The organism is Kitasatospora sp. NPDC005856 (assembly GCF_040629945.1).
Taxonomy (GTDB): domain Bacteria; phylum Actinomycetota; class Actinomycetes; order Streptomycetales; family Streptomycetaceae; genus Kitasatospora.
Genome location: NZ_JBEXWT010000076.1, coordinates 31099 through 44060, shown reverse-complemented (window position 1 = coordinate 44060; position 12962 = coordinate 31099). Strand labels below are relative to the sequence as shown.

The 12962-nt window shown below is 72.9% G+C and carries 12 protein-coding genes and 1 tRNA gene; 6 read left to right on the top strand and 7 right to left on the bottom strand.

Annotation, left to right across the window (positions count from 1 at the left end; translation table 11 throughout):
* Positions 1-116: 116 nt before the first annotated feature.
* Positions 117-1553 (bottom strand): aminopeptidase P family protein, encoded by a 1437-nt coding sequence (locus ABZ449_RS32420; RefSeq protein WP_360353300.1) that lies wholly within the window; start codon positions 1551-1553, stop codon positions 117-119.
* A gap of 110 nt (positions 1554-1663) precedes the next feature.
* Here ABZ449_RS32420 and ABZ449_RS32415 point away from each other — a divergent pair, with 110 nt between their 5' ends.
* From ABZ449_RS32415 to ABZ449_RS32400, 4 genes are all read left to right on the top strand, one after another.
* Entirely contained in the window at positions 1664-2296 is a 633-nt protein-coding gene (locus ABZ449_RS32415) for an XRE family transcriptional regulator (RefSeq protein WP_360353299.1), read from the top strand.
* Positions 2297-2481: 185 nt separating this feature from the next.
* On the top strand, positions 2482-2685 hold the full coding sequence (locus tag ABZ449_RS32410) for a hypothetical protein (RefSeq protein ID WP_360353297.1): 204 nt from the start codon (positions 2482-2484) through the stop codon (positions 2683-2685).
* A gap of 33 nt (positions 2686-2718) precedes the next feature.
* The gene (locus tag ABZ449_RS32405) at positions 2719-3795 is read left to right on the top strand and encodes a radical SAM protein (protein ID WP_360353295.1); all 1077 of its coding nucleotides are present in this window, start codon (positions 2719-2721) and stop codon (positions 3793-3795) included.
* Positions 3796-3847: 52 nt separating this feature from the next.
* Positions 3848-4483, top strand: coding sequence for a hypothetical protein (locus tag ABZ449_RS32400; RefSeq protein WP_360353293.1), 636 nt, complete (start codon positions 3848-3850; stop codon positions 4481-4483).
* 43 nt (positions 4484-4526) lie between these two features.
* Here the strand turns inward: ABZ449_RS32400 and ABZ449_RS32395 are convergent, their stop codons facing one another.
* Entirely contained in the window at positions 4527-6293 is a 1767-nt protein-coding gene (locus ABZ449_RS32395; RefSeq protein WP_360353291.1) for a radical SAM protein, read from the bottom strand.
* 312 nt (positions 6294-6605) lie between these two features.
* On the opposite strand from ABZ449_RS32395, the gene ABZ449_RS32390 reads away from it, so the two are divergent.
* Positions 6606-6694: transfer RNA gene (locus tag ABZ449_RS32390), tRNA-OTHER, on the top strand.
* 118 nt (positions 6695-6812) lie between these two features.
* Here the strand turns inward: ABZ449_RS32390 and ABZ449_RS32385 are convergent.
* Complete coding sequence (locus ABZ449_RS32385; protein ID WP_360353289.1) at positions 6813-8162, bottom strand: glutamate-cysteine ligase family protein; 1350 nt, start codon at positions 8160-8162, stop codon at positions 6813-6815.
* A 357-nt stretch (positions 8163-8519) separates the two neighbouring features.
* On the opposite strand from ABZ449_RS32385, the gene ABZ449_RS32380 reads away from it, so the two are divergent.
* On the top strand, positions 8520-8918 hold the full coding sequence (locus tag ABZ449_RS32380) for a hypothetical protein (RefSeq protein WP_360353287.1): 399 nt from the start codon (positions 8520-8522) through the stop codon (positions 8916-8918).
* A 147-nt stretch (positions 8919-9065) separates the two neighbouring features.
* On the opposite strand, the gene ABZ449_RS32375 is transcribed toward ABZ449_RS32380, so the two are convergent.
* The 4 genes from ABZ449_RS32375 to bioB are packed head-to-tail and all read right to left on the bottom strand — an operon-like array spanning position 9066 to position 12949.
* Positions 9066-9512: a hypothetical protein gene (locus tag ABZ449_RS32375; protein ID WP_360353285.1), complete on the bottom strand. Its 447-nt coding sequence runs from the start codon at positions 9510-9512 to the stop codon at positions 9066-9068.
* Positions 9513-9564: 52 nt separating this feature from the next.
* Complete coding sequence (gene bioD / locus ABZ449_RS32370; RefSeq protein ID WP_360353283.1) at positions 9565-10323, bottom strand: dethiobiotin synthase; 759 nt, start codon at positions 10321-10323, stop codon at positions 9565-9567.
* Positions 10320-11624: an adenosylmethionine--8-amino-7-oxononanoate transaminase gene (locus tag ABZ449_RS32365; protein WP_360353281.1), complete on the bottom strand. Its 1305-nt coding sequence runs from the start codon at positions 11622-11624 to the stop codon at positions 10320-10322. Before ABZ449_RS32365 ends, bioD begins: the two co-directional genes overlap by 4 nt.
* A gap of 23 nt (positions 11625-11647) precedes the next feature.
* Positions 11648-12949, bottom strand: a complete 1302-nt coding sequence (bioB, locus tag ABZ449_RS32360) for a biotin synthase BioB (RefSeq protein ID WP_360353279.1) — start codon at positions 12947-12949, stop codon at positions 11648-11650.
* Positions 12950-12962 lie beyond the last annotated feature (13 nt).

Below are 12962 nucleotides of genomic sequence, written 5' to 3'. Positions count from 1 at the left end.
GGGGGGGGGGGGGGGGGGGGCGCGTGCCCGGGCCCGGGGGCGGGGGGGGGCGCGGGGGGGGGGGGGCGCCCCCCCCGCCCCCCCCCCGCCCCCCCCACGTCCGGCGTCGGTCGCCGTCAGCCGCGCAGGCGGGCCAGCCAGGCCTCGACCTCGTCGGAGCGGCGCGGGAGGCCGGCGGAGAGGTTCTCGTTGCCGTCCTCGGTGACGAGGATGTCGTCCTCGATCCGCACCCCGATGCCGCGGAGTTCCTCGGGCACCGTCAGGTCGTTCTCCTGGAAGTAGATGCCCGGCTCGACGGTGAGCACCATGCCCGGCTCGAGCGGTCCGTCGACGTGCTCCTCGGTGCGGGAGTGGGCGCAGTCGTGGACGTCGATGCCCAGCATGTGGCCGGTGCCGGCCAGGGTGAAGCGGCGGTGCAGGCCCAGCTCGTACACCTTGTCCGCGCTCAGGTCGCCGAACAGGCCCCAGGAGGTGAGGTGTTCGGCGAGCTCGCGCTGGGCGGCGTGATGGAAGTCGCGGAACCGCCCGCCCGGCTTCACCGCCGCGATGCCGGCCTCCTGGGCCGCGTACACGGCGTCGTAGACCTTGCGCTGGAGGTCGGTGAAGCGGCCGCTGACCGGGAGGGTGCGGGTGACGTCGGCGGTGTAGAGGTGGTTGGTCTCCACGCCGGCGTCGAGCAGCAGCAGGTCGCCGGGGCGGGCGTGGCCGCTGTTGCGCACCCAGTGCAGGGTGGTGGCGTGCGGGCCGGCCGCCGCGATGGTGCTGTAGCCCACGTCGTTGCCCTCGACCCGGGCGCGGACGAAGAAGGTGCCCTCGATCAGCCGCTCGGCGGTCTCGGAGTCGGTGCCGAGGACGCGCACCACGTCCTCGAAGCCGCGGGCGGTCGCCTCGCAGGCGAAGCGCAGTTCGGCGATCTCCCACTCGTCCTTGACCAGGCGCAGTCCGGACAGGAAGACCTCGAACTCCTCGTCCCGCTCGGCGACCGCCCGGTCCCCGAGGGCCTCCTCCACGCCCGCGTCGTGGCGGCGCAGCACCCGCGCCGGGCCGGTGGCGGCGCGCAGATCCGCGCGGACGGCGCGCACGTCCCGGCAGGGCAGCCCGTACAGCCGCTCGCTCTCGGTCAGGCTGTTGCGGCGGCCGTCCCACAGCTCGCCGTGGTTGTCCAGCCAGAACTCCCCGTTGTCGATGCGGGAGCGGTCGCGCAGGTAGAGCACGGCCTCGTGGCCGCTCTCCCCGGTCGGGGCGAGCACCAGGACGCCGTCCGCGGACTGGTCGCCGGTCAGGTAGGCGTAGTCGGAGGAGGGGCGGAACGGGTAGTCGGTGTCGTTGGCCCGGACCTTGGGGTTGCCGGCCGGGACGACCAGCAGCTCGCCGGGGAAGGCGGCGGACAGCTCCGCGCGGCGGCGGGCGGTGTGCGCGGCCTGCGGGACCGGCTCCAGGGCGGTGCGCTCGGTGTCGGCCCAGCCCTGCTTCATGCTCTCGGCGAGTTCCTCCGAGACCCCGCGGGTCAGGCCGTTCTTCCGGTACTTGATGGTGTCGGCGGGCTCGGTCACGCGGTCTCCTGGTGAGGGTGAGGGAAGCGCGTGCTTCGCTACGCTGCCCCGTCCGTCGGTGTGCGTCCCGTACGGTATATCGAACATTGCCGGGAGAAAAGAGGTTCAGCGTGAACGACGCCGAGGAATCCGTCCGGGGCGTCCTCGCCGCCAACCTGAAGCGGGTGCGGGCCGAGCGCGGACTGTCGCTGTCGGAGCTGTCCCGGCAGGCCGGGGTCGGCAAGGCGACGCTCTCCCAGCTGGAGTCCGGGGCCGGCAACCCCACCCTGGAGACGGTGCTCGGGCTCTCCCGGGTGCTCGGCGTGCCGATCTCCGACCTGGTCGAGGCCCGGCCCGCCGACGAGGTGACGGTGGTGCGGGCGGCCGAGGCCGAGGTGCTCAGCGGGCGGGGCGTGGACCTGCGACCGCTGCGCCGGATCGAGGCCGGGGACGTGGTGTTCGAGATCTACGACCAGCAGGTCCGCATCGACGGCACCCAGATCTCCGCGGGCCACGGCGGTACCGAGCACACCGTCGTGCAGTCCGGCCGGCTGCGGGTGCGGGCGGGCCGCCGTGAGGTCGAACTCGGCCCGGGGGACTACGTCGGCTTCGACGCCTCGCTGCCGCACTCGTACACCGCGGTGAGCGGGGAGCCGGTGCGCTCGGTGCTCCTGCTGCAGTACCGCGCGGAGCAGCGGCTGCACCTCGCCGACCCGGCGGACGGGCCGCCCCCGCCGAGCCCCCCGCTGGTGCCCGGGCACTGAGCCGGCTGGTTCGCCTGCCGGGCCCGCTCGTTCGGTTTGTCGAACGGAATTCCCGGCTGCACGTCCCGGCCCGACACGTCCTCCGGGTGGCCGTCAGGAGTGGCAACGGCCGGTGGTGTGCGGAAGAGTTCTCGGGGCGGCGAGGGGACCCGACCCTCGCGCCCCACCCCACAAGGAGAGTCGCCATGAGTGCTCCGCAGAACGGTCCGCAGAACAGCCCGAGCGGCGTCGACGTCAAGCTGGACGAGCAGGGCCGCATCGTCGTCTCCTCGCCCCAGCTGGCGAGCTTCGTGAGCACCGGGGGCGAGGTGCCCTTCGATCCCCAAGTGCGCAGCCACGTCACCAACGTCTGCCCCAACCTGGTGGCGCACTGCGGTACTCCGGTGTAGTCGGACCGACCCGTCCGACGGAGAACCGCACCCATGACGCAGACCCTCACCGCGCCCGGTACCGGCGGGAGCACCTCCCCGGCGTTCCGGGCGCAGCTCGCGGCGTCCCTGACCGACCAGGCCCTGCACCTGATCGTTCTCCCTACCGAGCAGTGCAACTTCCGCTGCACCTACTGCTACGAGGACTTCACCGTCGGGCGGATGAGCGAAGCGGTGGTCGGAGGCATCAAGCGGCTGATCGACCGGCGCGCGGCAGACCTGCGGCGCCTGGACATCTCCTGGTTCGGCGGGGAGCCACTGCTCGCACGCCCGATCGTCGAGGAACTCTCCGCCCACCTGGCCGACTCGGCCGCCGCCCGGCCCGGCCTCCACTACCGGGCCAACATGACCACCAACGGCTACCTGCTCGACACCGGGACCGCCCGGACGCTGGCGGCCCTCGGCGTCGACCGGTACCAGGTCTCCCTGGACGGCCCGGCCGAGGCCCACGACACCACCAGGCTCCGCGCGGACGGCCGCGGCTCGTTCGACCGGATCTGGCGGAACCTGCTGGCGATCCGGGACAGCGCACTGCCCGTCGGCGTGCTGCTTCGGGTCCACCTCACACCCGCCAACCTGCCGCTCATGCCCGGGTTCCTCGCCCGGCTGCGCGACACCTTCCTGCGGGACGAGCGGTTCACGCTCCACCTCAAGCCGGTCGAGCGGATGGGTGGGCCGAACGACCGGACGATGGAGATCCTCGAACAGGAGCTGCGCCCGCAGGTCCTGGACGAGCTGACCGCCGTGGCGTACGACGGACTCCCGGCCGCGCCGGACCCCGACGAGCTGCCGGTCTGCTACGCCGCCCGGCCGAACTCCCTGGTGATCCGGGCCGACGGCACCGTCGCCAAGTGCACGGTGGCGCTCGCCGACCCCGCCAACGCGATCGGTCGGCTGCTGCCGGACGGCACCCTGCGGATCGACAACGAGCGGCTGGCCCCGTGGGTGCGCGGCTGGGCGGCCGGCGACGAGAACGCGGTGCACTGCCCGTACGCGGCGATGGACCGCCCGGCACCGGCACCGGCACTGCTGCAGATCGGGAGGCGGCCGGCACCCGCTCCCCGGGGGTGAGCGGACAGGCCGCACCGGCCGGTTGTCAGCGCCGTGCGGCAGGATGACCGCCATGACGGATGGAATCGCATGGCTCGCCGCACCCCAGTCGATCGCCTACGGCGGCTACAGCGTGGTGCTGGCCCGGGGCGTGGGGCCGGAGGAACTGGTGGCCCGGATCACCGAGGGGCTCCCGGGGTGCACCGCCCGGCCGCTCGGCGAACTCACCGCCGAGGGCCTGGTCGAGGAGTACGAGCTCGACTTCGCCGGCGACGTCGAGGACATCGCGCTGCACCACGGACGCACCGGCGACCTCGCCTTCGTGGTGGCGTACGGCTACTGGCAGGGTGAGCTGAGCGTCCCGCCGTCCGCCTCGCGCGGCGGCGCGGAGATCTACCACCTGGAGTTCGAGGAGGAGAACGGCAAGCCGGTGCCGCCGTTCTTCCACGGCTACCGGGACGGCCGGAGCACCTGCTTCCTCAACCTCCACCTGGACGGCAGTTGGGGCCCGGACGGCGTCGAGGGGGAGCCGGCCACCGTCGCCGCCCTGACGGCCGAGCTGGCCGCCGTCGGCCTGCCCGACCACGACCGGGCGGCCGAGGACCTCCACCGCACCTGTCTGGAGGTTCTCGGCCGCCACTTCGGCCTCTCCCTGCCGCGCGCCCTGGTGCGGGAGGCCGCGCTGCCCGCCGTCCTGCTGGAGGTCTGATCGGGGGCGTGCGGGCGTTGCCGGGGTACCGGGCGAGCCGGCGCTATCCGTGCCCCGCGCCGGCCCTGGCCGCCTCGGTGGCGTCCAGTCGGGCGGCGATGTCGCGCGCGTCCTCGAAGGTGGCGGGCGCGGCGCGAAGGCCGAGTTCGTCGTGGAGCGCGCTGGTGACCTTGGAGAGCCCGCGCTTGAGGTGCCCGGCGGGGATGGAGGGTTCGGCGGGACGGTGCGTCCGGAGGATCTCGGCGTCGGCGCGCAGCTGCGCCAGGGTGAACCGGCCTCGATTGGTCCACCAGGGGATGTCTGAGGTGACCTGGTAGGCCCAGTGCCGGCGGCAGGCCTCTTCGAGGAGGTCGCGCACGGCTTCGACGCGCTTGCGGCTGAGCCCGCCCGTGGTGTACCGGAACTGGTCGCGGTTGAGGTTGAGCAGCTTCTGGTCCTCGCCCGTCACCTGGAGCCCGGACAACTGGTGGAGGGAGGCGGCGCGCTCGTCCGGGGCCCGCCGGGTGAGCCGGTAGCGGCCGGACTTGATGGTCAGGATGTGCTCGCCGTGCTCCTCCAGGAACGGCAGCCAGCGCAGGGAGCGGTTGATCGGCTCACCGGGCACGCCGACGATGATGAAGACGTGGACCTGGATTCCGGCGTCGTGGAGGTTGCGGAGAATGCGGCCGTAATTCGCCGGGTGGTTCCAGGGTTTCGCTTCCTGGCGCAGGGTGTCCGGATCGAGGGATTCCAGCCCGAGTTGCACGGCGCTGCATCCGGCGGCGGCCAGCGCCTGGCAGCTCTCCGGTTTCAGCAATTGATCGCTCGCGGTCAGATAGCACTGCCAGGTGGCGCGGTGTCCGATGCGGGCGAGTTCCCGTCCGATTCTGAGCTGCCTGGGGATGGTGAGGTATTCGTCGACGAAGTCGACGCGTTCGACACCGAGTGCGGCGATGTGCTCGGCGACGCGCCGTTCGGACATCACCCGCGGTTTGTGCAGGAAACTGTCGCTGCCGGCCGCTATCGAGCAGAAGCCGCAGCGCATCGGGCAGTTGGACATCGTGTAGAGGGGCGGCACGAAATCCGGACTCCACTGCCGGATGGAGCGGTCGAACACCGGGGTGGGCAGCGACTCGTAGTCGACGGGGGCGGGGGTGCGCGGGTTGACCCGCACGGTGTCGCCGTCGCGCCACACCACGCCCGGCACGGTGGCCGGCTCGGCCCCTTCGACCAGATCGACCACGGGCCGGAAGCCCTCGGCGTAGACGATGGCGTCCCAGTGGTCGAACAGGCCGACGAACGCAGGGTCGTGGTAGGCGTCCATGGTGCGGGCCCAGTAGTTCCCGCCCATGAACAGCCGCACGTGCGGGAGCTGTTCGCGGACGAGGCTGGCGAGCACGCAGGCGCTCACCAGCTGCCGCTCGTCGGCGACGCTGATGCCGACCACGTCCGCGCCGGCGGCGCGGATGCGGGCCAGCTCCGTCCCGGCGAAGTACTCGTGGAAGAGGTGTTCCTCCCGGTGTTCCAGCACCCACCGCAGTTCGGCGACATCGCCCTTGAAGTGCCGGGAGTCGCACTTCACGTTGTTGCGCTCGACGCCGAAGTCCTCGAACGTCGAGGACGTGCGCGCCGAGACCTCCTCGAACAGCCGGCGGGCGTCGTGGCGCCGCAGGATCGAGGCGTCGGGGTCGCGGACGACGCGCAGGGCCTCCTCGACCGGAGCACCGCCGTGCCGCCGCAGGACGTGCTCGACGGCTTCGACGTAGCCGTAGTGCTGGACGACGTGGTGGCCGCGCTCTTCGAGGATCGCGGTGAGGAAGGCGATTCCCATCGGCAGGTGCCAGATGCTGGAGGCCGGTGGATAACTCAGGAATACCGAGCGTTGATCGGGCACGGGAGTCCCCCCGTCGGCAATGGGACCAACTGGGCCGAGAGTACGGCGGGATTCCAGTGGCGACAAGGGCGGACGTGAGGGGGAGGAGAGCGGCGTCCGTGGTGTGGAGATCGAATTCACAAAAGGAATCCGGAAGCTTTTGATCGGAATTCGCGAAGGGCGGTTTCCGGCCATCGTAAATTGATCTCCGACGCGTTCTTCACGCGCCACCGGGTGGCTGTTAGCGTTGTTTCCGTCGGAGTTCGGCAGGCCGGGGTGGCGGAAGTGGCAGACGCGCCCGACCCTTCGTGGTCGGGTGTCCCCCAGGGGGCGTGAAGGTTCGAAGCCTTCCCCCGGCACCGAGCCGTTCGTACCGGGTGGTGTGCTCCGGTACGAACGATCAAGGACGTGTGATCGGGCTGCTCGGTCCGAAGCGGTCGGACGCGGTCGGACGCGGTCGGACGCGGTCGGAGGCGGTCAGACGCGGTGGAGCGCGACATAGCGGCGCGGATCGCGTCGCAGGTCCGTCTCCCAGCGCTCGGCGCACTGCTCGGCGAAGGTCTTCCCGGTGTGCAGCACCTCGTCCAGGGGATCGAGGTAGGCCGGCACCTCGGGGCGCTCCAGGCCGGCGGCGACCCGCGCCCGCAGTCCTTCCCGGGCCAACCGGACGAGCTCGCCCGCGACTTCGCGCACGCGGTCGCCGCCGAGCACGGTGCGCAGTCCCTCGTACGGGAGCCTGGCCGTCGTCTCCCGCAGCTGCGCCGCGCTGTAGTGCCGCAGCAACTCCCAGGCCGCGGCCCGGGACGGGGCGTGGTAGCTGAGCCCCGTCCACAGCGCGGGTACGACCTGGAAGTTCTCGTACGAGGGGCCGTCGGCCGCGCGCAGCTCGAGGGTGCGGCGGATCCTGACGTGCGTCCAGATCTGTGTCAGATGGGCGGCCCAGTGGTTGAACAGTGGCCGGGTGCCGTCGGCGAACCCGTGCCGGAGGAGCGAGGCGAACGGCCGGTCGGGCGCGGGCCGAAGCTCTCCCGCGCCGTCCTGGTAGTAGATCATGGGGATGCGCAGAGCCCAGTCGACGACGTCGTCGATCGACACGTCGTCGCGCAGGGCCGGTCGAACGAGGCCGCAGCGCCGCGGATCCGTCAGCAGCCAGTCCTGCGACCGGTGCGAGAGCAGCCCGTCGAGCCGGCCTCCGGACAGCGGGGAGTTGACGAGCAGCGCGGCGACCACCGGTGACGCGGCCGCCTGCATCCGGACCTTCTGGGTGAAGTCCTCCTCGGAGAGGTGGTCGAGGTGCACCTGCGTGCACGTCGACATCGACAGGATCCGCGCCCCGCCGCTGCCCGGCTCGCCGAGGGCGGCGAAGTGGCCGCGCATGAGCGGCCCGCGGCTCAGCGGCACCCAGGGGACGGTCTCGATCCGGTCGAACGGCAGGTAAGCGCCCGGCAGGAGCGCCAGATCGAAGCGCCGGAGCAGTTCCGCCAGCCGGACGAGGGTGAGTCGCACGTCGTCCACCGCGGTGGCCAGATCGGCCGCCGGGGGCGCCGAGTACTCCAGCTGGCCGCCGTGTTCGAGCCCGATCAGGCCCCCGCCGGCCAGCTCGACTCCGGCCGGTTCCCCCGCGTCGAACAGGGCCTTGCCGTCCCACTCCGCGAGCACGCCGTCCAGGACGGCCCGCATCCCGTTCCTGCCCCGGTAGGGGGCGGCGAGCCCGGTCCGCGGGTCGACGACGCCGCACTCGATCTCCAGCCCGATCCGCTCGGACGCCGTCGCGGGCGCCACCAGCAGCGCTCGGAGATCGTCCCGACCCAGCCCAGCCCTACCCATCCGCAGGCCTCCTCGCATCCGAACGGCCGCACGCGGCCACGTCAGGCGATCAGTGAACCCCAGCGGTGCGGGCGCGGTCGGCAGGCATCGCCCGACATCGGACGGGTACGCCCGGCCGGGCGTGTACGGGCGTGTACGGGCGTGTACGGGCCTGTGCGGCCGCAGCGGTCCGAGAGGCCTGGGGCATGTACGCGCCACTCTCTCGTCAACCGGCGTGCCGGCGGTCAGCCCAGGGCGCGAACGGTGCGGTAACGGCCCGTGAATTGTTCCCCGGTCGGGTGACGGTCCGGCCGTTGCCCCAGGCCCTGGGGGCATCATGGGCCGCGACCGGGACGTCGCGGAACAGGGAGTCGACCGATGGGAAGCCCGATGGCGGAGTTCGGCTGCGCGAAGTGCTACGGGGAGGACGAGCGGGCCGTGTGGGGGCGGCAGCGGGAGGGCTTCGAGCACGAGGCGGAGGTGGTGGACGGCTCGCGCTTCTCGGTCAACCTCCGGCGCTGCCGGGACTGTTCGCAGCGGTTCGTGTGGATCTTCACCGAGGTCGTCGACTGGATGGGCGGGGACGACGCCCAGTACGTGACCATCATGCCGGTGACCGCCGACGAGGCCACCGGCCTGCGGAGCGGAACCCTGCGCCCCCACGACCTCGGCGCCCTGGGCCGCGGCCGCCGCCACCTGAACCACGACTGGCCCACCGGCGGCCCGGCCAGCCTGCACTGGCGCTCCGGCCGCTTCCTGGTCGCCGAGGGCCGCTGAGCACGGCTACGCCGACGCCATCCGGATCCTGCCGCCCCGCCGAACCGCGTAGGCGATGGATCGGCTGCGCGGGAAGTCGACCGGCCCGACGTCCCGCGCGGGGGCTTCGAGTCCGACTCGAAGCCCCCGCCGTCATATCCGTACCGATCAGGATTCGTTGAGGGCGTAGCTGCGGAACGTCGCCAGCAGGGGCAGCACTTCGGTCTTGCCGGGGTCCTCGGTGACGGCCCGCATCGCGTCGATCACGGTGTGGGCGATGATCTTCGTCACCGAGAGGTCGTCCGCGGGGGCGAGGGTGCCCCAGGCCTTGAGGGTCTGGGTGAGCAGGGCACTCATCCGGGCGCCGATGTTGGAGCTGACGGCGTCGGAGATCTCGGCGATCTCCTCGTCGCTCATGGTGGCGCGCAGACCGAAGGCGAGCGCCATCAGGGTGTCCATGGCGTGCTCGCCGTACGCGGCGACCAGCGCCGGCAGCGGCCGTTCACCGACGCCGCCCGCCGCCAGGGCGAACAGCGCCTCGTCGTCGTCCTTCCATGCCGCCTCCAGGGCGGCCAAGGCCCGCAGGGCCTCGTCTGCGGTGAGCCCGTCTGTCATGGAAGGAACGGTATTGAGCCGTCCCGGCTTCCGACAGGGGCGGAAGGCGGGATCACCCCATCGAGCGAAGCGGTGCCGATTCGGGCCGGTGGCGGTGCGCGAAGTGCTCCACGTCCCAGCCGCCGCCCAGCTCAGGGGCCAGCGAGGCGTGCGCGAGGGCGGCGAAGTCCTCGGCGCCGCCCGCCCGTTCCGGCAGGGCGCCGAGCAGCGGGGCGCCGGCGGAGCGGGGCAGGTCGGCCAGGTTGCAGCGCTCGGCGAGGCCGGGCTCGGCGGGCCAGGAGCCGACCAGCACCCCCGCGAGGGGGAGGCCGCGGGCCGCGAGGGCCTCCGCCGTGAGGGAGACGATGTTGAGCGTCCCCAGCCCGGCCGAGGCGATCAGCAGCACCTCGGCCGGCAGCCCGGCGTCGAGGACGGCCCGGGCCTGGTCGGCGAGCGTGCGGCCCTGGTCGTCGTAGCGGACCAGCAGCCCGCCCGCGCCTTCCACGAGCACCAGGTCGTGGGTGGAGGCCAGTTCGGCGACCTCGGACACCACCTCGGCGGGGGAGAGGTACGGCATCCCGGCCCGCCGGGCCGCGGTGTCGGGGGCCAGCGGCTCGGGGTAGCGCGCGAGCTCACGGACCGTCAGTTCGCCTGCCAGGCGCCGGACCTCGGCGGCGTCGCCGGGCTCGTCCGGGGCGACGCCCGTCTGCCCCGGCTTGAGCACCGCGACCTTCAGCCCGGCCCGCAGCGCCGCCGAGGCGACGGCCGCGGTGGCCACGGTCTTGCCGACGTCCGTGTTGGTGCCGGTCACGAACAGGATGCGCGCGCTCATCCCCGCACCGCCGCGGCGGTCACGGCGGCGGCGATCCGCGCCACGTCGTCGTCCTGCGTCACATAGGGGGGCATGGTGTAGATCAGGTCCCGGAACGGCCGCAGCCACACGCCTTCGCGCGCCGCCGCCTCGGTGGCCGCCGCCACGTCCACGGGATGGTCCAACTGCACGACGCCGATGGCCCCTTGGACCCGTACGTCCAGCACGCCCGGGACGTCGGCGGCCGCCGCGAGGCCCTCGGCCAGCCCCGTCTCGATCCGCTTGACCTCCACCGACCAGTCCTGCCCGAGCAGCAGCTCCAGCGAGGCGTTGGCGGCCGCGCAGGCCAGCGGATTGCCCATGAACGTCGGCCCGTGCGCGAGCACCGGCACCTCGCCGCGGCTGATCCCGTCGGCGACCTCGGAGGTGCACAGCGTGGCGGCCAGCGTCAGGTACCCGCCGGTCAGCGCCTTGCCGAGGCACATGACGTCCGGCGAGACGCCCGCGTGGTCGGCGGCGAACAGCGCACCGCTGCGCCCGAAGCCGGTGGCGATCTCGTCGAAGACCAGCAACACCCCGTACCGGTCGCACAGTTCGCGCAGCATCCGCAGGTAGGCGGGGGAGTGGAAGCGCATCCCGCCCGCGCCCTGGACCACCGGCTCGACGATGACAGCGGCCAGCTCGTCGGCGTGCCGGGCCATCAGCTCCTCGAACCGCGCGGCGTACGCCGGGTCGAGCGGGGCGTCGAACCCGGCCGGCGGCTCCGGGGCGAACAGCTGGCCGGGCAGTACCCCGCCCCACAGGTGGTGCATCCCGCCGTCCGGGTCGCACACCGACATCGGGTGGAAGGTGTCCCCGTGGTACCCGCCGCGCCAGGTGAGCAGCCGGCGCTTGGCCGGCCGCCCGATGGACTGCCAGTACTGGAGGCACATCTTCATCGCCACCTCGACGGCCACCGAGCCCGAGTCGGCGAGGAAGACGTGCCGCAGCGGCTCCGGGGTGATCTCCACCAGCCGCGCGGCCAGCCGGACGGCGGGCTCGTGGGTGAGCCCGCCGAACATCACGTGGCTCATCCGCCCCAGCTGCTCGCGCACCGCCTCGTCCAGCACCGGGTGCCGGTAGCCGTGGATCGCCGCCCACCAGGACGACATCCCGTCCACCAGCTCCTCCCGCCCGCCCGCGACCGGTTCGGCCAGGCGCAGCCGCACCCCGGAGGCGGACTCGACCACGTACGGGGTGACGGTGCCGGGCATCGGCCCGTACGGGTGCCAGACGTGGGCGCGGTCGAGGGCGAGCAGCGTTTCGGTGGACGGCTGGGGCATGATGGGCGGTTCTCCGGTGGGTATCAGGCGTTGGGCGCGAGTTCGGTGCCGGCGCCGCGGCGGCGGACCTTCACCAGGTCGCTGCGGAGCTCGTCGCCCGAGGACTCCACGACCGGCGAGGACTCCACGACCGGCGAGGACTGCTCGGCCGGCGAGACCGGCGAGACCGGCGAGGCCGGCGAGGCCGACGAGTCCGAGGACGCGGGGGCGTGCGCGTGCCCGCCGCACGGGCCGCAGCCGCCGCCGCTGCCGCAGGCCGAGGCCGAGGCCGAGGCCGCGGTGCCGCAGCCGCCGGCCGCCTGGGCGGCCTCGGCGACGTCCGCGCGGTGGCGCGGCAGGGTGGCCTCGCCGGCGCCCTCGACCTCGAAGCCGGCGTCCTTGATCATGTCGAGGTCGGTCTGGCCGGCCTGGCCCTCGCTGGTCAGGTAGTCGCCGAGGAAGATGGAGTTGGCGATGTGCAGGCCGAGCGGCTGCATCGAGCGCAGGTGCACCTCGCGCCCGCCGGCGATCCGCACCTCGGTGTCCGGGTTGACGAAGCGGACCATCGCCAGGATGCGCAGGCAGCGCTGCGGGGTGAGGTTCCACTCCTTGGCGAGCGGGGTGCCCTCGAACGGGATCAGGAAGTTGACCGGGACGGAGTCCGAGCCCAGCTCGCGCAGGGCGAAGACGACGTCGACGAGGTCCTCGTCGCTCTCGCCCATGCCGGCGATCAGGCCGGAGCAGGCGGACAGGCCCGCGCCGTGCGCCTTCTGCACGGTGTCCACCCGGTCCGCGTAGGTGTGGGTGGTGGTGATGTCGCCGTACGTGCCCTCGGAGGTGTTGAGGTTGTGGTTGTACGCGTCGGCGCCGGCGGCCTTGAGCCGCTCCGCCTGGTTGTCGGAGAGCAGGCCGAGGCAGACGCAGATCTCGACCTCGGGGTCGGCGTCCTTGATGGCGGCCATGGTGTCGGTGACCCGGTCGATGTCGCGGTCCGTCGGGCCGCGGCCGCTGGCGACCAGGCAGACCCGCTTCGCCCCGCCGGCCACGCCGGCGCGGGCGGCCTCGGCGGCCTGGTCGGGCTTGAGCCAGGTGTACTTGAGGATCTCGGCCTTGGATCCGAGGCGCTGCGAGCAGTACGAGCAGTCCTCCGGGCAGAGCCCGCTCTTCAAGTTCACCAGGTAGTTGAGCTTGACCCGGCGGCCGAACCAGCGGCGGCGCACCTTGCCGGCCGCGGCGACCACGTCGAGCAGCTCGTCGTCGGTGGTGGCGAGGACGGCCAGGGCCTCCTCGCGGGTCGGGACTTCGCCGCGCAGGCCCTTGGCGGTGAGGGTATCGAGCAGATCCATGGGGCCGATCCTG